Genomic DNA, 20,964 nt, shown 5'->3' on the forward strand with positions numbered 1-20,964 from the left:
CGGTCTTCAGTCAGATTCAGCCAAAATCTAAGTTTTATCCATCCTAAGGTAAGTTCTTAGCTTCATGATTTGTCTTGCATTAACCATAGAGCAGGAAAAGTTAATAAAGCCATTACAATCAAAAAAACCGAAAAGGCAAAATTTGTAAAAACATAACTCAAAAGCAAAATAATCAGTGGTGCTGTGCCACCAAATAAAGAGTTACTTAGGTTAAAAAATAAAGTAAAACCACTTGCTCGTTCTTCTAGTGGTAATTGTTCAAGGCTCGCGGTAAATACACTCCCAATAAAAATAGAGATAATAATCGCCAAAATACTGCACCCAAAAGTAATCTGCAGTAAAGAACCGCCATTAACTATATAATTTATTCCTAGACTGAAAAATACAGTTGCGATTAAGCTTAATGCTAAAGGAAATTTTCTCCCTAAAATATCAGAGATAAATCCTGATACTATTAGACCAACGCCATAACAAATCATTGCCACCATAATTACATCCATCGCTATAGGTAATGCTAATCCGTGTTGTTGTAAATAGGATGGCATATAAACAAAAAGTGTATAAAAACTTCCATTGCAATAAATTGCCAAAAGAAAAATAGTAACAATAGCTTTTTTTCGATAATGCCAAGCACTGCGTAACGGATGATGTTGTCTGTTTGCAATTACTTTTGAAATATCTATTAATTCCCTGGTCTTACTTCGTAAGTAAACACCGACAAGGCCAACGATTATTCCCATTAAAAATGGAAAACGCCAAATATAGATAAGCTCCTGTTTGGAAAAAAATAACAAGGTTATTTTGCTTATAAGGATTGCAAGTAACAATCCACAAATAGAACCCAAAGCCACAAAACTAACGGCGAACCCTTTATGACGCATACTCACATTTTCATAGATGAAAATACTTGCCAATGTCATTTCCCCTGCCACAGAAATGCCTTGTACTAATCGGCAGAGAGTGAGCAATATTGGGGCGATGATGCCAGCGACTTTATAGGTAGGTAATAAACCGATAAAGCTTGATGAAAAAGTCATAACGAAAAGAGTTATCGTCAATGTTTTTTTCCGGCCAATACTATCACCGAGATTCCCTAACCAGTAGGCGGCCAATGGTCGAATTAAAAACCCTGCTGCAAAAATAGCAAATGTTGCAATTAAGGCGATATGCTTATCGGTAGTAGGAAAAAAAATAGTTGCTAAAATAGGGGCCATAAATCCATAAATGGCGTAGTCATACATTTCAAGCAGCGTACCCAGCGATGCTGCAGCAATAATTTTTTTATTCATCATTCAAACAATAATGTTGGTTATTTGATTGATTCTAACATTTTTCTCTGCATCACCTATGGCAAGCAATCAGGAGCTTAAGTGCTTTTATTTTTCATTCATTTTTAAAAAAGCGTACAGGTCGGATATGCTTCATCCTGGAGATCTGGTTTTTCTATTACCTTCGCTTTACTAATTTCTCCAATAGCAGGATAAGAAAAGAGAATACCTGTATTATGTTCAGGTAATAATACCGTCATAGAGCATACCGCATCCTCTACTTTACCAAAATAATTACCCACAGCTTCACTTCCCATGGCTCTATCACGAAGTTTATGCATCGCATCAGAATAGTCCTTAGTATCCCTCGGATTTGCGGAGAGATATTCTTTTGTTGGCCAAAACAAAGGATAACAATCAAAATATCCTTGCGTTAGGACAAGATTACCTTCATTACTATTAGGACTTCTATAATAATCCAAGAGAGGTTTTACCAAGGTATGAACATCTTCCGAAAGAGATGGAGATCGAAAATCAGAGATAACCACGGTGACATTCTTTCGGAGTAAATCAGTAATCGGTTCTTTAATTATCGCAGCCACTGAACTATCAAAATGCATCCTTAAATATTTTTTATCGTCAGTATTAACACTCGCGGCCTTCACATGTTGAGCTCGGTCTGTTACACGGACGATTAATTCTAATTCATCATCATCTGCCTCATGATATGTATCAGCGCATTTTGATTTCAATAAATTAACGTCATCTTGATTCGAATTCTTTGTATTCAGTTTATAAACATTAAAATCCTTAGGTGATGCATAATAAAGATCGTCATTAAACAAAATTACAGCATTTTTATTTTCTAATGCTTTGTCCATATCTCTCATAAAATTGGATTTTGTTGGATCAGCAGATACTTTAAGAAGTCCGCAAGGATAATCACCTGGATAACCTATATCAATATTTATATTTAAGTGCTTGCTTTCTGAATCAAAAACCATATTTTGGGCATAGGAATCACTTGGCTTAGGCCCGGCACCAATGGTAATAATAACTTGTTTAACATCTGATCCAGCATTATTTAAATATCCCACTAGTTGAGCTTTGAGCTCTATATTTACTTTCTCTTCCCTAGTAAACTTGTACATATCGACACCTATGAATTAATTAAAACTATTAGAGGATGATTATCTCCCTCTTAATTGATGGATAATTATACGCTATGCGTATTTATTTTTCAATTTCATCACTTAAACATCAATTGCCTTTCATGGGTCGAGCCACAAACCAAAATTCCCTTTTGTATTTTTTGCCCTAAAAACTAAATGAAATAGCACTACTACCCGCTCAGTCAAATCAGAACCATGGAGGATGATTAACCAAAGTCATCTGTTCATTAAGTTGCGATCCGAGATCGGAAAAGTCCTTTGTTCTTATTTTACATAACGCCATTAGGGCATCCAAATCATACTGAGCACCGAACCAATACACGCCGCTACACATGGAGAGCGGCCCGTTACGACCTTTATATATTGCAAATTCTGAACCCATCTTAGAATCATCATCGAACCAACTTTCATACTTTTTAGTTTTCACATTTAAAAATTTTCTTGACGATTTGGGCTGCGCGGTAAATTTTGGCTCAGGATCAAAAGGCTCATTCGAGCAGTACTCATCAACAACATGCATAGGCAACAGCCTTTGTGCACCGCCGACACCTTCACGCCATTGCTTCTCAACGAATTCTTCCCACTCATCAGGTTCAGTTGTGTTTGTCAAATTAATTTGCTTTCGCAACTCTTTAATAATGGTATTCTCAAAATCAAAGTGCTTTTCAACAATTGTTTTTCCATTAAGCCTATAAGTTACCTTTTTGGTATTTGTATTAAATTCGTTGTATTGGATACGCAATTGTTCTAATACCTGTTGGGAAGCTCCCCCATTTATAGGTAAACAATCGAGCATCAGCGCCCACATATGTTTATCAAGCGCCCAAAGCGCATATTCAAAGCCACTAATATTCTCAAAAGTACGCCCCGAACAATCCGTTACATTGCCCCTTTGTAACAGAATCCATGGATCATTTAATAACATCTCTTGAATTACATCATGGTTTCCACGCACCAGATAATATAAGAATTTACGAACATCCAGGATGGGTTGAAAGAAACTCTTGCTCGATTTGGCGGTACGGATAAGCATCCCTAATTCAGAGTTTGATAAGTTTTGTGCTATTACGCTTTTTGGTACATCAGGTAATTGGTTCAATGAGTTAACCAATTCAATTTGGTCCAGCATACTTTTCGGCATTCTGGCATTCCCATTATCTAAGATGGGCGCATAGCTAAGGTTGCTTTTGACAAAAGCTCGGCTTCTTTAGCCGAGCAATATTTTGCATTGTGCTCGAATAGGGCGAACCAAGTTGACGGATTAATCACCGAATACGAATCACCATTAATTTCAAATCGATCGGTAAACCTTTTTACAGCGTCTTCTAACCCTAGTACCATTGGCACAGCAAGCGCCTTCCAATTCCAATAAATTTCTATAAATTCAGCATTCTCAGAATTATCACATTCTTCAAGCGTTATCTTCCCGGAATTCATTTTAAAAAATCGAGTCATGTTAGAGGGATTCTTAGAAGGAAATTTGCCGCAATTTAACATATAGTTTTTTATAATTCTATGCAGCTTCGCAGATAGGCTAACTACTTGCAGTCTTATGCTTATGAGAATAGAGTAGTTTTAGGTTATCAATAAGGATATAACCAATGAAATGATGAGTCTAGGTAATATGACCATTGCCTATCTTCTTTGGGGCGTTTTATTTAGCGTTATTGGTCTTATCTATGGGAAAAGACAAAAAAACGTTCCTTTATTGAGCATTGGTGTTGTATTAATGCTCTATCCAATGTTTATCTCGAATACCTATATATTGGTACTTGTAGGTGCAATACTCGTCATAATTCCTTATTTTTTATAATGTTGGAATATTTTCAAGTTGAAGTTGCTTGTTCTTCTACTTTTTTAGGTTGGAACTAGGCGAATCCACAGTTTCAATGATTATAGGGCTCCCGGAAATTACTTCCCCGATCGATTTATCGCCTAAAACAATACTAAAAAAGCTAATTCCTATCGCTGTAACTTTTCTCCACGTTTGTTCAATAGTTGAAGGAGGAGAGATTCTATCTAATTGTTCTACTTCCCCTTTACCTGGCTGCAACTCACGAAGAGAATTAACATAAGTAGCAATTACTTCCGCTACCGCAGGAGTTAATTCGGTTTGCTCAAACAAATAACCAAGAAAACGTTTTGCCAAACTTAAGCGCGTAGTATAAAGTTTATCCTCTTTTATTTTGATACGCTCTAAATGTAAAATATACTCTTCAAGAAGATACCGTGGCTGTGTAATAGCGTGAATTTTTTCAAATGCATCGGCTAACTCGTTTTTATCAGTATCTTCTACCCACTGATAAAAACGTGTTTGCATTTCTTCTAATCGCTCCTTATAAGTAAAGGGATTCAACTTCATAAGCGTTTTTTCAATAAACTGATTTATTTCATCCCGGGCATTTTCTTTTTTTGAGAGTTCATTTATATCTCCTTCAAGTTTCTGAAAAACCATACACACAAATAAAGCAATGGTAATTGATTTAAGGGAGTAATCTAATTTTCCTTGTAAAGGCTTAGACTCCACATCATATACTGCTTGTACAACAGCTAACTTTTGAGCGTCCTCTTCTAAATAACCATTACTTAACCATTCAAAAATCAAAAAATTGACGGTGTCATCAGCATTTAATAGTTTATATTTTTGAGTAATAAAATCGGTCCACCCTAAAAATAGTAAATATTTTCCTTCGCGCAAGGCTTTAATGTATTCGGAACTGGATGAGAGCATGACGATCCTTGACTGCTTTTTTAGAATATTATCCTATACTTAAAAAACATAAACATGCAAATGGTGCACACTATGAAAAGGAAATGGTATGTAGCTATTGCTGTATCTCTCTTACCCTTAAGTTTAGCATTCGCAAATTGTGATTTAACCCAATTTCGTTGGGAATGTGACATACCCGTGAAGGTGAAACCTCGACCAGGGGCTACCTCACTCGTATATTGTGGTAATTCCTATGGTTATCTCACCAAACAGGAATATGATATTCTGGCTCGCTACCAACGTGCTAATGTTAATATGGTTTTGGATATTAATGGCGAATATATAGACAGCCCTTGTATCGGAGCACAGAGATAGTACAATAGCTCAGATTAATTCCTTGATACTTTGGGAATGAGCATACCCTGGGTGAGGCGCAGCAATACTCGGGTTTTTCTGATAACTTTCCCGGGTTATGCTGCGCTCCACCCTGGCTACATTATGTTAATGAGATGATCATTGAACTCGATGGTATTCCCATAGAAATATCAAGAAAAAAAATTAAGAATATGAACTTACGTATTTACCCTCCTGATGGCTTAGTTAAGGTAAGTGCTCCTCTTCGATTCAGCGAACAACTTATAAGACAAAGTCTCGAGTCTAAAAGGGAATGGATTCATGAACAAAGAGAGCGAATTCGTAATCGTGCTGTTGTCGAAGAGAGCACCTTTGAAACAGGCTCAACAATAACATTCAGAGGGAACAAATATTTATTAATCATCGAAGAACATCATGGACCTGCGCAAATTAAAATCAATAATGAACTGATGTACTGTTATACCCCACCCAACAGCACCCCCATTCAAATACAAACCATCATTGAGCGCTGGTATAAACAACAAATGCAAATGTTATTGCCTGAGCTCATTCAGCACTGGGAGGCTATTGTGGGCGTTAAAGTAGCAGAATGGGGAATCAAAAAAATGAAAACGCGTTGGGGCTCATGTAACACCAGAGCGGCGCGTATTTGGTTAAATCTTAATCTTATTAAAAAACCTTCGATTTGTCTGGAATATGTCCTTGTTCATGAGTTAGTTCATCTGTTAGAACCAAGTCATAATAAACGATTTTATGGGTTAATGAGTAAATTTATGCCACAATGGCGCGAATATGAATATCACCTTGAGGGGCGTGTACTTTGATTGATTCCGAACCACTGATCAATGACCTTTGTAGGCAAGGATTTTGTATTATCGATGGTTTTCTTGAGCAAGCGCAGTGCCAATCATTGCGCGAAACAGCACAAGAGTTGTATGAGCAAGGATTATTTCGCGGCGCTAAAATTGGTCTGAAACTTGAATTACATAAAAATGATTCTATTCGTACTGATGAAATTTTGTGGCTTGAAGGAAATGAACAAGATCCAGCAATCCAAATCTTTTTAGAACGAATAAAACAGTTGGCTCAAATATTGAATCAGTCACTTTTTTTAGGCATACATGAATTTGAAACCCACTTTGCTGCCTATCAACCTGGTACTTATTATAAAAAACATGTGGATCAGTTCGCTGCGCAAAAAACACGAAAAATTTCATGTGTGTATTATTTAAATAAGCATTGGAACGCTGATTTTGGAGGCGAATTAAAACTGTACAATATAGGGGATCAATTACTTGAGAGTGTGTTGCCCTTAGAAAATCGCTTCATCTGTTTTAATAGTGAATTGCCTCATGAAGTATGTGTTACCCATCAACCTCGTTACAGCATTACTGGTTGGATGAAAACACCTGCTCACTTTGTATTAAACCAAGGTGCATTCTCCAATTTACTAAAAACAAGATGAAACAAGCGATTAAATAGATAATTCAGAATCTAACCTTGTTCGTGAAACAATATGATTATTGTGTATAATAATCTTTTCATTTTCATTTGATCTTCTATGCATGCCTTAGACATTAAACAATTATTCAAAACCTATGCTAATGGTGTACAAGCAGTAAAAGGCATTGATTTAACCATAAATACCGGTGATTTTTTTGCTTTATTGGGTGCCAACGGTGCAGGGAAGTCAACAACCATTGGTCTAATCACTTCATTACTCAATAAAACCTCAGGTAGTATCAGCATTCATGGTTATGATTTGGAAAAAGAACCTGAGAAAGCCAAATCCTGTTTGGGTCTTGTGCCTCAAGAAATCAATCTTAATATTTTTGAAAATTGCGAACAAATCCTTCTAAATCAAGCAGGATACTATGGAATTTCACGAAAGAACGCACAGCCCCGAGTTGAAACCCTTTTGCAACAGTTGGGACTTTGGGAAAAAAGAAACTCCATCGCACGACACTTATCGGGCGGAATGAAACGTCGACTCATGATTGCCAGAGCTTTAGTGCATCAACCCAAAGTACTCATTCTCGATGAGCCTACAGCAGGAGTGGACATAGAAATTAGACACAGCATGTGGGAGTTTCTCACTCGAACCAATGCGGAAGGCACAACGATTATTCTCACCACCCACTATCTAGAAGAAGCAGAGCAATTATGTAAAAACATTGCCATCATAGATAAAGGGGAAATAATAAAAAATACATCGATGAAGGCTTTACTGCAAACACTGCGCCATCAAACTTTTATTTTCAATACAGAAAGCCGTATCGATACCTTACCCGATTTATTTCCCTTTCAGCCCACCCTGGTTGATAGTACTACCATAGAACTTCGGGTAGACAATAATTTGAATTTAAATGATGCATTTGCTCTGTTCACCAAACACGGAATAAAAATTCATAGTATGCGAAATAAAACCAATCGCTTGGAAGAACTCTTTTTGGATCTTATAAAAAATGGCCATTAAACAACAAGTTGTTGCATTATATACTTTGGTAAGACGCGAGTTGGTTCGTATGTTTCGCATAGCAAGCCAAGTATTTTTACCACCTGTTATTACGACCACGCTTTACTTCCTCATTTTTGGTAGTTTAATCGGTCCGCGTATTGGCTCTATTCAAGGAGTCAGCTATCCGATGTTCATTGCTCCTGGATTAATTATGATGTCCGTTATTGTTAACTCCTACGGTAATGTATCTTCTTCACTTTACAGTGTTCGCTTTCAAAAAAGTATCGAAGAAATGCTTGTAAGTCCGATGCGTAACAGTCTCTTGCTACTCGGCTATGTCTTGGGTGGCATATGTAGAGGATTTATTGTCGCGGTCTTGGTATACATCATTGCCAGTTTTTTCTTAGCCATTGAATTAAGTCACTTACCAATGACGTTACTTGTTGTATTGCTGGTATCTGCTGTATTTTCATTAGCTGGCTTCACCAATGCCATGGTGGCGAGAAATTTTGATGATATTATGATTGTTCCAACGTTTATACTCACGCCGCTCACCTACTTAGGTGGTGTATTTTACAGTATTAACATGCTGCCAGAGTTTTGGCAGAAGGTTTCTTTGCTCAATCCAATTTTGTATATGGTTAATGCCCTCCGACAAGCCATGATTGGCCAAAGCGAAGTCAATATTTCTTTAGCCATGGGAATTATTTGTCTTATGTTAGTGTTGCTGACATTTCTCAATATGTTTTTATTAAAAAAAGGCGTGGGATTTCGTGAGTAATCATCAGGAAAATGAATAAGTTTGGACGGAGCGAAGCAGAGTCTGGGTTTTCTTTAAGTTGATGCCATTCGTTTATTTACGCGTAAATCCCAAAGCCTGTAAACGTTGTTCAACTGAAGGATGGGTTGCAAACGCGCTACTTAACGATTTCACAGGATCAATATCGGATGGATCGAACAGATAGGATGCCTGCCTCACCTGTTCATGAGGAGTATTACCGTATTCCGCTGAGTACTGTTCGGCGTGTTGTTGATGATCCTCATTAATTTTAAGCAATGCCCGAGCTAAAGGTTCATTATCGCGCATTAATTCCACACAACCAGCATCCGCCATATATTCACGGGTTCGACTCAAAAATAAGGTTAATAAAATGGTCAGTAAAGGTAACACATAACGAAGAATTATAATCACCATTAACAAACGGTTGTCTTCTCGTTTACCATCACGCTTAAAGACTGCGGAATAAAATAGAATATCCACTGCGATCAAAAGGATATTACTTAAAATCGCCACGGTTAACGTTAATTTAATATCATAGTGACGAATGTGACTTAGTTCATGAGCCATTACTGCTTGCAGTTCTGCCCTGTCCAGTTTTTCCATTAAACCCCGAGTAATTGCAACCATTGCTGATTTTTCACTATAACCACTCGCAAACGCATTCATATAATCTGCTTCGATAATAAAAACTCTAGGCATGTACTGTAAACCGGCGGCAACTTTCATTTCTTCAACGACATTATACAATTGTTGTTCCCGCAAATTTTGAGCTGTTTGCGGGGTGATTTCATGATAGTCCGTACCTAATAACATAATGCGATCATAAAATGCATACGTTATTAATAACGACACTGTAGCAATACCCACCATAACAAGAGTGGCATAGGGAACCACGCGTAGATGAACCAACGCAGTAAAACATTGCTGCAAAGTCAACTGAGGATAGGTCGATTGCAAAACGAATAAATCAGCAATTAAACCCACAACAAAAAAAATTGCAACAAAAAAAGCGATTACTCCATAGGTCTTACGCTGATTCAACCGTATTTGTTCGCGCCAATTCCCTACGCCACCATGATAGTCTTCAAGTCCCATGTTCTAAACTCAAAATTTTACGGTATAGTCTTCTTTAGCTTGAATCTGTTCTTCAGGAAGCCCCCAGTAAACAAAATCCTTATCTAATGCAGAGGCAAAAAAAGACACCACCATCGATTCAAAGAACGATTTCTTTTTAGCATTATAACGTTCTATACCATCGTTATAAGCCTGCTTGGAATATGCCAACTTATTTTCAGTGTTAACAATTTCTTCCTGCAATTGCATGACATTTTGACTTGCTTTCAAATCGGGATAATTTTCAAATACTACATTCAGCCCTGAAGCAATTTGAGAAATTTGGTTCTCCGCAGCCATACGACCTTCTTCATCTCCCGCAGCTTTAGCAGCTTGCGCTTGATTACGTAAGGCAACTACATCTTTTAAAGTAGTTTTCTCGTAATCCATATATTTCTTAACCGCCTCAATGAGCGATTCAAAAACTTTAAATCGACGGTCCAACTGGATATCTATTTGCTTTTTGTCGTTATTAATCGCCTCAATTAAGCGAATTAAAGTGTTATAAACACTAATAGCCCATAAGAATAAAAGTACTACAATAATAATAAGGGCAATAAAAAAAGTACTCATTTTTCATCCTATGTAAAATTTTCTACAATTTAGTTATAGATCGAAAATTACAAAAAAAATAGTGGAATGACTGAGGATTTTTTTCTAAACCAGAACATACGGGTAAAAGTTAATGAATAAAAGTCAAATTGGATGGTGTGTTCACTTTTTAGCATATTATCTGTGTTGGATAGCCTGTTTCTATTTTGCAGCACAAAATGATGTATTGCTTGGAACAACAATTGGCCTCGTCATCATTGCCGTGCAAATTGCCTGGCAATCAATGAATCGATTGCCTTATTTAAATGCTCTTTATTTTGCACTTCTTATTGGGGTTATTGGCTCACTCACTGATACTATTTGGCTGCATCAAAATTATATTTATTTTAAAGCAAATCCCTTCAGCTCTTATTTTACTGCTCCATGGATGATTTGTATTTGGTTAAGTTTCGGATTGAATCTTATTATTCTTAATGAAAAATTGACTCGTTATTATCTCATTTGGTTCCTACTCATCCTTTTTATGATGCCTTTTGCGTATAAAATTGGTGAAGCTTGTAACATAGTAGTGATCGAAAAAAGTTATCCCTTTTATTTTTTCGTAGGAATTACTTGGGCATTCCTTTTGCCAGCGAGTTTTTATCTATATCATTATTTAAATAAACCCAATATGTTGAACCCATAATTTCAACTAGAAAAAAATTATCGCACCTTCAAAATAGGCTTCAAAAATTGTCCTGTATAAGAACGCTCACAAACTGCGACTTGCTCCGGTGTTCCGGTTGCCACAATACGGCCACCTTTGCTTCCTCCTTCAGGTCCCAGATCAATAATCCAATCTGCAGTCTTAATGACGTCCAGATTATGTTCAATAATCACCACCGTATTCCCTTGCTCCCGTAAACGAAATAATACAGCTAATAACTGTTTGGTGTCGTGAAAATGCAATCCTGTAGTGGGTTCATCAAGAATATAGAGAGTGCTTCCTGTATCTCGTTTTGACAATTCTCGAGATAATTTAATGCGCTGAGCTTCTCCTCCAGAAAGAGTCGTCGCACTTTGCCCCAATTTAATGTAAGACAAACCAACATCCATCAAAGTCTGACATTTTCTTGCCAAAACAGGAATCGCTGCAAAAAACTGGCTTGCGTCTTCAACAGTCATTTCTAAAACTTCATGAATATTTTTGCCTTTATACTGAATATCCAGGGTTTCTCGATTATAACGTTTTCCTTTGCATACATCGCATGAAACATAAATATCAGGTAAAAAGTGCATTTCAACTTTAATCAAACCATCCCCCTGACACGCTTCACAACGCCCACCACGCACGTTAAAACTAAATCGTCCTGGTTGATAACCTCTTGCTCGAGACTCCGGAGTTGCTGCAAATAATTCGCGGATATGAGTAAAAATGCCTGTATATGTGGCTGGATTAGAGCGAGGTGTCCTGCCAATCGGACTCTGATCAATATCAATTACTTTATCGCATAGATTCAAACCCACAATTTCTTTGGCTGAGCCTGGAGTAAATAAACTTGCCCTATTTAATAGGTTAGCCGCACTCGGATATAAAGTATCGTTTATCAAACTCGATTTCCCCGAGCCTGAAACTCCGGTGATACAAGTAAGTAAACCCAAGGGAATACTGACATCGACATCCACTAAATTATTGCAAACCACTCCTTTTAGATGAATCATTTTTTCGGAGTTAACGGGTAAGCGGGTAGTGGGAATTGCAATGGATTGCTTTCCAGATAAATACTGCCCCGTTAACGACGCGGGTGATTGCATGATTTCTTGCGGTGTCCCGCTTGCTACAATTTCACCACCATGTACCCCAGCCCCAGGACCTATATCCAGGACAAAATCAGCACTGCGAATTGCATCCTCATCATGTTCCACCACAATAACTGTGTTACCCAGATTTCGTAAGTGCATCAATGTTTGTAATAACCGATCATTATCTCTTTGGTGCAATCCAATGGAAGGCTCATCCAAAATATACATAACCCCAACCAACCCGGAACCAATCTGGCTGGCTAAACGAATACGCTGCGCCTCTCCCCCAGATAAAGTTTCAGCACTGCGGGCTAATGAAAGGTAATCCAAACCAACATTGACCAGGAATCCTAATCGCTCAACAATTTCTTTATTAATTTTGGCCGCAATTTCACCTTTATATCCCGTCATCCGCAGATTTTTAAAAAACAGATACGCTTTTTCGATCGAATAGGCGGTAATTTCGGGCAAATTTTTATCATCAATAAATACATGCCGTGCTTCTTCTCGTAATCGTGCACCATGACAAATTTGGCACGGGCGAGAGGACAAATACTTCGCGAGCTCCTCACGAATCATTCCTGAATCAGATTCACGATAACGCCGTTGCATATTAGGAATAATTCCTTCAAAAGAATGTCGCTTTACCGTATATCCACCATTAGGGCGATGATAATGAAAGTCTATCACCTCACGTCCACTACCGTACAAAACAATCTGACGAATCTCTTCTGACAAATCACAAAATGCGGTATGGACATCAAAATCATAATGCCCAGCAAGCGACTCAAGCATCGAAAAATAATAAGTAGTTTTTTTATCCCAACCTCGAATAGCACCTTCAGCCAAGCTGGCGGTTTGATCGTGCACAACCCGATCTGGATCAAAAAACTGATCAACACCCAATCCATCGCACGCAGGACAAGCACCAACTGGATTATTAAATGAAAAAAGTCTGGGCTCTAACTCACTGAGACTGTATCCGCATTCGGGACATGCAAATTTGGAAGAAAAAACAAGATCATCAAATTGATTATCCATTGAAGCCACTATGGCGAGGCCTTCGGCTAAATTTAACGCATTTTCAAAGGACTCACTTAAACGCTGAGCAATGTCGGGTCTCACCTTAAAACGATCTACTACGACTTCAATCGTATGTTTCGTGCGCAAACCCAGCTTAGGCGGGGAATCCAATTCACACAACTCCCCATCAATACGAGCGCGTACATAGCCTTGGGCTTGCAACTGTTGTAAAAGCTGGACCTGCTCTCCTTTGCGCTCACGCACTACCGGAGCCAAAATCATTACTTTACTGTCGGTAGGTAAAGCCAAAACATGATCTACCATTTGACTGATGGTTTGCGCATGCAAGCTAACATGATGTGTAGGACAACGTGGCTCCCCCACCCGAGCATAGAGTAATCGCAAATAATCATATATTTCGGTAATAGTTCCTACTGTAGAACGAGGATTATGAGATGTTGCTTTTTGCTCAATAGAAATAGCCGGTGATAAGCCCTCTATCGAATCAACATCAGGTTTCTCCATCATTGCCAAAAATTGACGTGCATAAGCAGATAAAGACTCAACATAGCGACGTTGACCCTCTGCATATAATGTATCAAAGGCTAAAGAGGATTTGCCAGAACCAGATAAACCCGTAATTACAATTAATTTATCACGCGGTAAATCCAAGTCTAGATTTTTTAGATTGTGGGTTCTTGCACCACGTATGGTGATAGTATGCATAAAACTCGATAATTTGGTTTAAATACTAGGTTTGCGTTTTATATTTTGCGGTTACAAAGTATACAATTATACGTCAAAAAAAAGACGCGTGCAGCATAAGAAAACGCAATTTTTCAGTACACATTTTTAATTTACAGATTATACTACAATAAAAGATTTAAGTTCTTCATTTTAAAACATTAAAAGGATTTTAAAGATGAAAGCTCTTTTGCCAAGGATCCTCTTATGGCTCGTACTTTTCATATCACCATTGACTCTTTATGCTCAAAATGATGAGCAAATCAGCCGGTGGGTAAAACAAATTCTATTGAATACTTTGTCCGTAGATTACACCTATAAAGCAAGTGATGATTCAGAATTACGTAAAAATTATACTGAAAATGCCTGGGACGCTCTAACCAATTTCTTAGGCAATTACCTCGATGTCATCCGAGTAAACCAACTTACACTCCATCCTACCTTTATTACCGAGCCTTACGTCGTTGAACAAGGTAAAGCTCTTGGAGTCTATTATTGGCGCGTTAATGAAGTTGTTTCAATTCCTGAATTAAATCTTACAATTGCATTTTCGCTTATAGTTATCGAAGCCAATCCACAAGCCGATGGAGGTGGGCGTTTACTCATACAGAGTATGGATATGATTAAAAAGGAAAATTCATGAATGTCTTAACTCGTTTTAAATTGTTTCTCTGGAAATTTAGCCATTTTAAAGTTCGCATGATCGGCTATTTAAAACCCCGGTTACTTCAACTTACCGACAATGAAATTATTATTTGCCTGCCTTTGAATCAACGTAGTCGTAATCATTTAAATTCCATGTATTTTGGTGCGCTGTGCGTCGGGGCTGACTTAGCTGGAGGCTTACATGGTTTTTATCATGCGGCGCAGAAACAGCTTAAGGTTTCCCTTGTTTTTAAATCATTTCAAGCACAATTTTTGCATCGCCCAGAATCTGATGTTTATTTTGTTTGTCGTGACGGAGCAAAAGTCGAAGCAATGTTAGAAGAATCGAAGCAAACTGGAGAACGCATAACGCAGCCCATCCAGATTAAAGCCTATACCGATTATCCTGACCTTAAAGAATCAGTTGCAGAGTTTGTTTTAGAGTTGTCGTTAAAAATACGTTCTTAATCAATCTACTTTTTTAATTAGGAAGGACTAAAGTAATCATTGATTTATCTCCCAGAACAGACGAAAATATTGCCAAACTGTGGTATTATTAGTTCCGACTTATATTGACAGTAAACGATTTATGAATTCATTAGGCTATCTGTAATGATATTTGAAGAATATGTAAAATTATTAGAGTCATTCAAGCAAAACCAGATATCTAAGATACTGGAGCAAATTGACACTAAAATTTTTGAAATTCTCTATAGCAAGAACGTTAGTCCTCGAATAATTCCTTATTTCCCCCGCTACGAACTTTGTTTCATGTCCGATGAAACAGAATTACAACCCGGAAAGTTATATATAAGAGAACACGAAGGTAAAATAGCCTATTCAGTACTCACTCCAGACAACAAAACCATCAAGGATGTTGTTTTGGAAGAACTGGCTGCACCTTCACCTTTTAAATATACCATCGCATCTATGACTGGGGTAGTTAAACCTCAAGCAGGCATTTTTTATGCCCGCATGGTCGCAACAGGTCTTGAATATACGGTTATAGACCCTTCTGGCAAATTGGTAATCGCTGTAATTAAGAAAGAAGAATTAAAAATTAATTTAGGCTCAAATTTTACACCTAAAGATCTAGAGCCTTTTATGCCTGAAATTCTTAATATTACATCGAAAAGAAATCATACTCTTCCCTATACACTGGACACCTTTAGAGCGCGGGTACTGTCAGCGACCTCGAGGAAAGGTCATACGAAGTGGGTTCCTTTTACTAATTACTCTCTCGATCCTGATAATATTTCCCAAATTAAGAAACTAATCAATGCCCTTTACTACGCTCGTCTGACTTTTTTAGATTTGGAAAACATCGATGTCAGAAACGTAAAACGAAGTTTTTCGGATCTGACATTACTCTACGGTAAAACAATAGATTTAGCTTATGAAGCAAGTTACTTACTCACTCATTTAGATGTTGACCTAAGAGATATGTTTCAAGAGGAACTCTCTCTTATTCTGCCCTTATTCAATCAAATACAAGTTTTTGCAGAGAAATATGCTAAAGAGAATAAATCATTTGTACAAGCACTAACCCCCTTACCTTTAGCTTACAAAGCGGGGACCGTAGCAGGAATTGCCGTAGATCAAATGCGTCCAGTTGATGGTGATGTAGATTATAACTTCCTTGCTCAATTCAGTGCCGTTTTGCCAAGTTATATTGATACATTAACCAACTACATAAAACAATTTTCCTCTGAAATTAAAGAATCAGAAGAAAAACTTAATAAAGAAAAACTGGACGAATTACAAAATGCAGCGCTTAACTTATTAAATGAGATCGAAAATTTAAAGGGAAACAGTATTTTTGTTTCACTTAAGTTTTTAAATTACATTCATATAATCCGCAATGTAATCACTTTATCCATGAGCTCATTAGAACAAATAGGCGAGCTCAGTGAATCATCTCAAGACTTGCTCCGTGATAAATTAGCCCAACTTAAATACAACGTATTACCAGGTCTATTTAGTTTGGTTGATAAAATTGAAGACAATGCCATGCTTAAGCCTGGAACTTTGTCTGTTCCTTTAATGGAAAAAGTCAAAGTTTTGTATGAGCAACTTCTTTATCTACCTAAAAAAGCAATTGACTTTAAAGCTAAAGGAGAAGAATTACTCGAGATAGAAGATCACCGATTTATCGAATTAAGATTAGAAATGGTCTATAAAAGGATCGATAAGGCCAATAAAGCATTATATAAAATCCAAAAAGCGCAGGACGCGTGCAAGAGTTTTTTTGAAATATTAAATAGCCCTGATTATAGAGATCTTCGTTTATATCAACTCCCTCCAGAGGTAAAGCAAGAGCTTATAAAACACTATAAGCTTCTTAAGCCTTATATGAATCAACTGGATATTGATTTAAATGAACTCATCATCTCGAAATTGACTGGACCGGAAAGAGAGGAATGGTCCTCTTATCTTATAGGAAAACCTTTACGTTTTATAAGAAGAAAACTTCCCGCAGACCATTTAAGCTTTGTTTTGGCAAAAAGAGACGCGTTAACAGATTTAATTACCAAAGATGAAAACAGCCAGCTCTTTCATATTAATTTAAATAAGGATTTAGTTGATTCGGTACATAAAAAAGCAAATTTAGCTTTATTCCCATTTAGGGAAAAGAGAAATGTATATTCTCTTGATGAATCAATGCCCTTACAAGTCGAACAAGAAAAAGATAAAAAATCCAGGCTCTCAAAAGCAGAGTATCAACAAGTCCAAGATGCTTATTTGCGTTTTGCACAGATAATAAAAAAACAAATAAAAGCAAAACCTGAATGCTATGAAAAAGATCTGGATTTAAACTTATTGGATGATAGAGTAAAAGCAGAATGCCAGCAGTTATTTCTGACATTCCAACCTTACTTAACATCAATCATCTTACCTGAATTTAATGACGCAGAAAAAAAGAAGGTATTTCAACCTTATTTAAGTTCAATCATCGCTTCTGAACTTAAAAAATCGGCAAAAAATCTTGAACGCTATTTATCGGCTGTATTTGCAAACAAGCCAGTGAAAGATATTCCATCTACAGAACTCTTTCTAAAACTGGATCAAAATATTCAAACCTTCTTCGATCATATTAATTTCGAATGGTTCAATAAAGATGAGTTTCAAAAAATCCTAGCGGCATACTCCCGTTTTGCTCAGATCATAAAGAAGCAGATCGAGGAAAAACCGCAGCTCTACGGTAATAGCTTATTATTAACGAGTATGGATGAGCGTGCTAAAGAGGAATGTCGTGACTTATATCCAATCTTCCAGCCGTTCTTCAAGTTTGCCATCCCACCACATCTTCGAGAATCCGCTAAAAGTTTTGAGAAGTATTTGGCTGCTTTACTTGCAAATAAGCCAGTTGAAATTTTAGAAACTCCTCCCCCATCTTTATTTCTAGAATTAGATAAGCACGTTCAAGAGGTTTTTGCTAAATGGCGAGATAAAAATACATCGTATTATGATTTTGCAAAAGTTAGATTTCTTGATGAAAGGGAATCAACAGCTCTGAGGTGCAAACGCGAGGAAGACAAGAAACTGCATTTTAAAAATGTAGATGGCGATAATTTGCTGCAAAACCCCGAGCAACTAAGTGCGGACCAGGCGCTTGAGGTCTACCAATGGTATCGAAATAAACATACCAAGTTCCTGGTGGTTCAAAATGCATATATTCAATTTATCACCTTGCTCAGAAGAGAAATCCGTACGAAGCCACAGATCCAAGGAAATATGCTCCTTCTAAATCGTCTTGATCCCAAAGTAATCGATCAATGTCGTAATTTATATAACATTTTCCAACCATTCTTTATTTGTGCCGCACCTCCTGAAATGAAAAAGGATGCTCTAAAGTTTGATAAGTATTTGATTGCCATCTTATCGAATAAAAAAATCGCTATGAAGAAAGCACCTTCAGTGAGAATGTTCTTGGATTTCGATATGCACTTCCAAGAGTTTTTTGCTGGCATCACTAATAAATGGAATCAAAAGACTCAACGGTTTTATAACTTAGCACAGAAAAAATTCACTCTGGAAAATAATTCAACGGAACTCAAAGCCAATCCCAAAACGGGAAGAGAACACTATGTCATCCAACATACCAATTATTCCAAGTGCATTCATGAATTTAGACAATCCTTGTTTGGGGTAACTCAAATATTTAACAAGGCAATGCAAGCTGCATTAACACCCCATGATTCAAATAAATCATCGAACGTAATCGATATTTCACCCACCGGGATGTTGAACCAAGCCATTCAAGCTGTATTTCCACCCTCATCGCTACCATTCCCGGAAATGGAGGATAATAACCAGAGATTGGCTCAAAGCGTACAAGTTTGTGCTTTAAAAGACATATTTAATAGTTTATTTCATTTAGAAGGGATTGTTCTTGAATTAGAAAATTTAAATAATCAAAGTGCTAAAAGCCGCTATGTTTATTATTTATTACAAGCGTATGGACATCTCAATGAAATTATTAAGTCGTCTAAGCGCTTAGCGGCTGATCCACATTTAGGATTTATAGCTCGTGATTTACTTAAGAAGGCACAAGATCTTTATGCCACGTTTCAAGAACACTCTGATGCATATCAGGTGAGTCCCGAACAAGTTCCATACGGGGAGACAACAGTACAATTCAACTCCCTCTGGTATGTTCTAAATGCCTTTTATATTAGCCCTAAACATATTCGAGCTTTAAAAAATACCAATTTTCTAACCACTGATGAACTTAATGAACTACATCTGCGAGCCAGAAAAGCAACCTCATTTATAGAAGGCCTGATTAATAACTCGAACTCATATTTTAAATTGTTCTTGCAAACCCCTCGTATGATTTACCTGTACCAGGAACTTACAACCAAACTCAATGAATTTACGGTTACTTCTCACGATGGAATAATGGATAATCTTGAGAAGATTCAATCTACTGTATTTACTCCCATGCTTCTTGAAGCAGATCGCTGGGAAGATAAATTAGGACTCACTCCAGGAACATTATCAGGCCCATTAAGACGAATTATTGATGAATTCTTCAAGGGCCTATTACACCCACTGGATTTAAAATCCCAAAAACGGATCGCTCTAGTTTGTGATGAAGAACCACTGAAACGAAGGACGGAGATAACAAGAAAAAAGGTCAAAAATGTAACCAGATTTCTTAAAAAAATAGATGAAGAATATCAAGATATTGAAAATCTATATTATTGGTATCGTATCGTTATCACCCCAGTTGAAACGTTTGACCTAACTACACCAACCCGATCAGCAGAGGATTTGAAGAAAGCGAAAATTGAGTTACATGCTGCTTATAAAAAAGCTCTTCCCAAACTGACAAAACTAAAGCTAGATAAAAAAGTTGAAATTGCGCCAAGCCAATATCCTGAAGACCATAAACTTGATGAACTATGTAATTATGGACTTAAAGCCTATGACCCACATCATACAGAAATCGAGGCATTAATTGCAGCAAGCCATCATTACTATCTGGGTCTAAAAGCAACACATCAAATGCGATTAGACACTTTAAAAGAGAAATTAGGCTATCTTCAGAGTTTGGAACCAATCCAGAAAGACGAGAAACTGACTTTTATTAAACAATACACCACAGAGTCATTTGATAAACATATGGAAGCAATGTGCAATGACCATGTGGGCTTACAATATACTGATAAAGAATATAGAACCGAACTGAAGGCTTATTTACTTAAACTAAAAACTGAAATAATTGCCAAGTCAGAAACAGTTGAAGATATTGATCAGAGCATTAAAAAATTATTGCGAACTGAAATCAGCAAATTTGAGACAAAATACTATGTGGACTATTATCAACTTGATGAAGTGCTTATAGCCTTGGCTCAATTTAAAATTTATTTCAAGAACTCGAGAATTGCAATAAGAAACGAAGAATCCTTATTTGAAAGTAATGAAACTTTAAATAATAAGTCCAAGCGTATTAATAAATTAGATGAAATTGCGACTAATACAACATTGGAAGTTAAAGACCGTTTGCGACAAATAAGAGACCAAGTAGTTAAATATCCTGATTTTAAAACAGTTGTCCTAGCACATAAGCGAGTAAATACCTTTAGTTTTGAATACTTAAAAATGTGCTTTTTCTCACTACTTGAAGCATTAAATATATATACCCCTACTTCGCAGAAACTTCTTGATCAGATCAATGAAGCGGTAAAAAACCCACCTGATATGGCTGAACTAACCAAACGTTTCGGCTTATTTTCCTCTACTCAGACAGTCAAAGAGGTCGAAGCTAAAAGATATGCTGCACCGGCTATGCCAGTTAACCTTCCCTAATCTTATTCGCGACTTATTCTTTTCTA

Annotated in this window: 18 protein-coding genes; 10 read left to right on the forward strand and 8 right to left on the reverse strand. The window is 37.0% G+C overall.

Going from position 1 to position 20,964, the window contains the following annotated elements; genetic code table 11:
* Positions 1 to 62: 62 nt before the first annotated feature.
* The 4 genes from ACWTEW_RS17790 to ACWTEW_RS17805 all read right to left on the reverse strand — a co-directional run bounded on the left by ACWTEW_RS17790 (position 63) and on the right by ACWTEW_RS17805 (position 3,895).
* A complete protein-coding gene (locus ACWTEW_RS17790; protein WP_454783073.1) occupies positions 63 to 1,289 on the reverse strand; it encodes an MFS transporter in 1,227 nt (408 codons plus the stop codon).
* A gap of 104 nt (positions 1,290 to 1,393) precedes the next feature.
* Complete coding sequence (locus tag ACWTEW_RS17795) at positions 1,394 to 2,419, reverse strand: hypothetical protein (RefSeq protein WP_454782999.1); 1,026 nt, start codon at positions 2,417 to 2,419, stop codon at positions 1,394 to 1,396.
* A gap of 208 nt (positions 2,420 to 2,627) precedes the next feature.
* Positions 2,628 to 3,581: an F-box protein gene (locus ACWTEW_RS17800; protein WP_454783000.1), complete on the reverse strand. Its 954-nt coding sequence runs from the start codon at positions 3,579 to 3,581 to the stop codon at positions 2,628 to 2,630.
* Between the two features lie 17 nt (positions 3,582 to 3,598).
* Positions 3,599 to 3,895: a hypothetical protein gene (locus ACWTEW_RS17805; protein WP_454783001.1), complete on the reverse strand. Its 297-nt coding sequence runs from the start codon at positions 3,893 to 3,895 to the stop codon at positions 3,599 to 3,601.
* Between the two features lie 151 nt (positions 3,896 to 4,046).
* Between ACWTEW_RS17805 and ACWTEW_RS17810 the strand changes: the two genes are divergently transcribed.
* On the forward strand, positions 4,047 to 4,253 hold the full coding sequence (locus tag ACWTEW_RS17810) for a hypothetical protein (RefSeq protein ID WP_454783002.1): 207 nt from the start codon (positions 4,047 to 4,049) through the stop codon (positions 4,251 to 4,253).
* Between the two features lie 36 nt (positions 4,254 to 4,289).
* On the opposite strand, the gene ACWTEW_RS17815 is transcribed toward ACWTEW_RS17810, so the two are convergent.
* Positions 4,290 to 5,171: a helical bundle domain-containing protein gene (locus tag ACWTEW_RS17815; protein ID WP_454783003.1), complete on the reverse strand. Its 882-nt coding sequence runs from the start codon at positions 5,169 to 5,171 to the stop codon at positions 4,290 to 4,292.
* A gap of 72 nt (positions 5,172 to 5,243) precedes the next feature.
* Between ACWTEW_RS17815 and ACWTEW_RS17820 the strand changes: the two genes are divergently transcribed.
* The 5 genes from ACWTEW_RS17820 (at position 5,244) to ACWTEW_RS17840 (ending at position 8,764) form a co-directional block, all read left to right on the forward strand.
* A complete protein-coding gene (locus ACWTEW_RS17820) occupies positions 5,244 to 5,525 on the forward strand; it encodes a hypothetical protein (protein WP_454783004.1) in 282 nt (93 codons plus the stop codon).
* A gap of 134 nt (positions 5,526 to 5,659) precedes the next feature.
* Positions 5,660 to 6,349, forward strand: a complete 690-nt coding sequence (locus ACWTEW_RS17825; RefSeq protein WP_454783005.1) for a M48 family metallopeptidase — start codon at positions 5,660 to 5,662, stop codon at positions 6,347 to 6,349.
* Complete coding sequence (locus ACWTEW_RS17830; protein ID WP_454783006.1) at positions 6,346 to 6,990, forward strand: 2OG-Fe(II) oxygenase; 645 nt, start codon at positions 6,346 to 6,348, stop codon at positions 6,988 to 6,990. Before ACWTEW_RS17825 ends, ACWTEW_RS17830 begins: the two co-directional genes overlap by 4 nt.
* A 96-nt stretch (positions 6,991 to 7,086) precedes the next feature.
* Positions 7,087 to 8,001, forward strand: coding sequence for an ABC transporter ATP-binding protein (locus tag ACWTEW_RS17835; RefSeq protein ID WP_454783007.1), 915 nt, complete (start codon positions 7,087 to 7,089; stop codon positions 7,999 to 8,001).
* Positions 7,991 to 8,764: an ABC transporter permease gene (locus ACWTEW_RS17840; RefSeq protein WP_454783008.1), complete on the forward strand. Its 774-nt coding sequence runs from the start codon at positions 7,991 to 7,993 to the stop codon at positions 8,762 to 8,764. The genes ACWTEW_RS17835 and ACWTEW_RS17840 overlap by 11 nt, the downstream gene beginning before the upstream one ends.
* A gap of 72 nt (positions 8,765 to 8,836) precedes the next feature.
* On the opposite strand, the gene htpX is transcribed toward ACWTEW_RS17840, so the two are convergent.
* Entirely contained in the window at positions 8,837 to 9,859 is a 1,023-nt protein-coding gene (gene htpX / locus ACWTEW_RS17845) for a zinc metalloprotease HtpX (protein ID WP_454783009.1), read from the reverse strand.
* Between the two features lie 9 nt (positions 9,860 to 9,868).
* A complete protein-coding gene (locus ACWTEW_RS17850) occupies positions 9,869 to 10,450 on the reverse strand; it encodes a LemA family protein (RefSeq protein WP_454783010.1) in 582 nt (193 codons plus the stop codon).
* Positions 10,451 to 10,562: 112 nt separating this feature from the next.
* Between ACWTEW_RS17850 and ACWTEW_RS17855 the strand changes: the two genes are divergently transcribed.
* Positions 10,563 to 11,114, forward strand: coding sequence for a DUF2878 family protein (locus ACWTEW_RS17855; RefSeq protein ID WP_454783011.1), 552 nt, complete (start codon positions 10,563 to 10,565; stop codon positions 11,112 to 11,114).
* A 17-nt stretch (positions 11,115 to 11,131) separates the two neighbouring features.
* Here ACWTEW_RS17855 and uvrA read toward each other — a convergent pair whose 3' ends face one another.
* Entirely contained in the window at positions 11,132 to 13,960 is a 2,829-nt protein-coding gene (gene uvrA / locus ACWTEW_RS17860) for an excinuclease ABC subunit UvrA (protein ID WP_454783012.1), read from the reverse strand.
* 196 nt (positions 13,961 to 14,156) lie between these two features.
* On the opposite strand from uvrA, the gene ACWTEW_RS17865 reads away from it, so the two are divergent.
* The 3 genes from ACWTEW_RS17865 (at position 14,157) to ACWTEW_RS17875 (ending at position 20,938) form a co-directional block, all read left to right on the forward strand.
* On the forward strand, positions 14,157 to 14,621 hold the full coding sequence (locus ACWTEW_RS17865; RefSeq protein WP_454783013.1) for a hypothetical protein: 465 nt from the start codon (positions 14,157 to 14,159) through the stop codon (positions 14,619 to 14,621).
* The gene (locus ACWTEW_RS17870) at positions 14,618 to 15,091 is read left to right on the forward strand and encodes a hypothetical protein (RefSeq protein WP_454783014.1); all 474 of its coding nucleotides are present in this window, start codon (positions 14,618 to 14,620) and stop codon (positions 15,089 to 15,091) included. Before ACWTEW_RS17865 ends, ACWTEW_RS17870 begins: the two co-directional genes overlap by 4 nt.
* Before the next feature lie 144 nt (positions 15,092 to 15,235).
* Entirely contained in the window at positions 15,236 to 20,938 is a 5,703-nt protein-coding gene (locus ACWTEW_RS17875; protein ID WP_454783015.1) for an SdhA, read from the forward strand.
* Positions 20,939 to 20,964 lie beyond the last annotated feature (26 nt).

This window comes from Legionella stuttgartensis (genome assembly GCF_977063405.2).

What these genes read in the sequence shown, in the direction of transcription:
- ACWTEW_RS17790 (WP_454783073.1), bottom strand. Translation starts at nt 1,289, where the DNA reads ATGAATAAAAAAATTATTGCTGCAGCATCGCTGGGTACGCTGCTTGAA.
- ACWTEW_RS17795 (WP_454782999.1), bottom strand. Translation starts at nt 2,419, where the DNA reads ATGTACAAGTTTACTAGGGAAGAGAAAGTAAATATAGAGCTCAAAGCT.
- ACWTEW_RS17800 (WP_454783000.1), bottom strand. Translation starts at nt 3,581, where the DNA reads ATGCCGAAAAGTATGCTGGACCAAATTGAATTGGTTAACTCATTGAAC.
- ACWTEW_RS17805 (WP_454783001.1), bottom strand. Translation starts at nt 3,895, where the DNA reads ATGACTCGATTTTTTAAAATGAATTCCGGGAAGATAACGCTTGAAGAA.
- ACWTEW_RS17810 (WP_454783002.1), top strand. Translation starts at nt 4,047, where the DNA reads ATGATGAGTCTAGGTAATATGACCATTGCCTATCTTCTTTGGGGCGTT.
- ACWTEW_RS17815 (WP_454783003.1), bottom strand. Translation starts at nt 5,171, where the DNA reads ATGCTCTCATCCAGTTCCGAATACATTAAAGCCTTGCGCGAAGGAAAA.
- ACWTEW_RS17820 (WP_454783004.1), top strand. Translation starts at nt 5,244, where the DNA reads ATGAAAAGGAAATGGTATGTAGCTATTGCTGTATCTCTCTTACCCTTA.
- ACWTEW_RS17825 (WP_454783005.1), top strand. Translation starts at nt 5,660, where the DNA reads ATGATCATTGAACTCGATGGTATTCCCATAGAAATATCAAGAAAAAAA.
- ACWTEW_RS17835 (WP_454783007.1), top strand. Translation starts at nt 7,087, where the DNA reads ATGCATGCCTTAGACATTAAACAATTATTCAAAACCTATGCTAATGGT.
- ACWTEW_RS17840 (WP_454783008.1), top strand. Translation starts at nt 7,991, where the DNA reads ATGGCCATTAAACAACAAGTTGTTGCATTATATACTTTGGTAAGACGC.
- htpX (WP_454783009.1), bottom strand. Translation starts at nt 9,859, where the DNA reads ATGGGACTTGAAGACTATCATGGTGGCGTAGGGAATTGGCGCGAACAA.
- ACWTEW_RS17850 (WP_454783010.1), bottom strand. Translation starts at nt 10,450, where the DNA reads ATGAGTACTTTTTTTATTGCCCTTATTATTATTGTAGTACTTTTATTC.
- ACWTEW_RS17855 (WP_454783011.1), top strand. Translation starts at nt 10,563, where the DNA reads ATGAATAAAAGTCAAATTGGATGGTGTGTTCACTTTTTAGCATATTAT.
- uvrA (WP_454783012.1), bottom strand. Translation starts at nt 13,960, where the DNA reads ATGCATACTATCACCATACGTGGTGCAAGAACCCACAATCTAAAAAAT.
- ACWTEW_RS17865 (WP_454783013.1), top strand. Translation starts at nt 14,157, where the DNA reads ATGAAAGCTCTTTTGCCAAGGATCCTCTTATGGCTCGTACTTTTCATA.
- ACWTEW_RS17870 (WP_454783014.1), top strand. Translation starts at nt 14,618, where the DNA reads ATGAATGTCTTAACTCGTTTTAAATTGTTTCTCTGGAAATTTAGCCAT.
- ACWTEW_RS17875 (WP_454783015.1), top strand. Translation starts at nt 15,236, where the DNA reads ATGATATTTGAAGAATATGTAAAATTATTAGAGTCATTCAAGCAAAAC.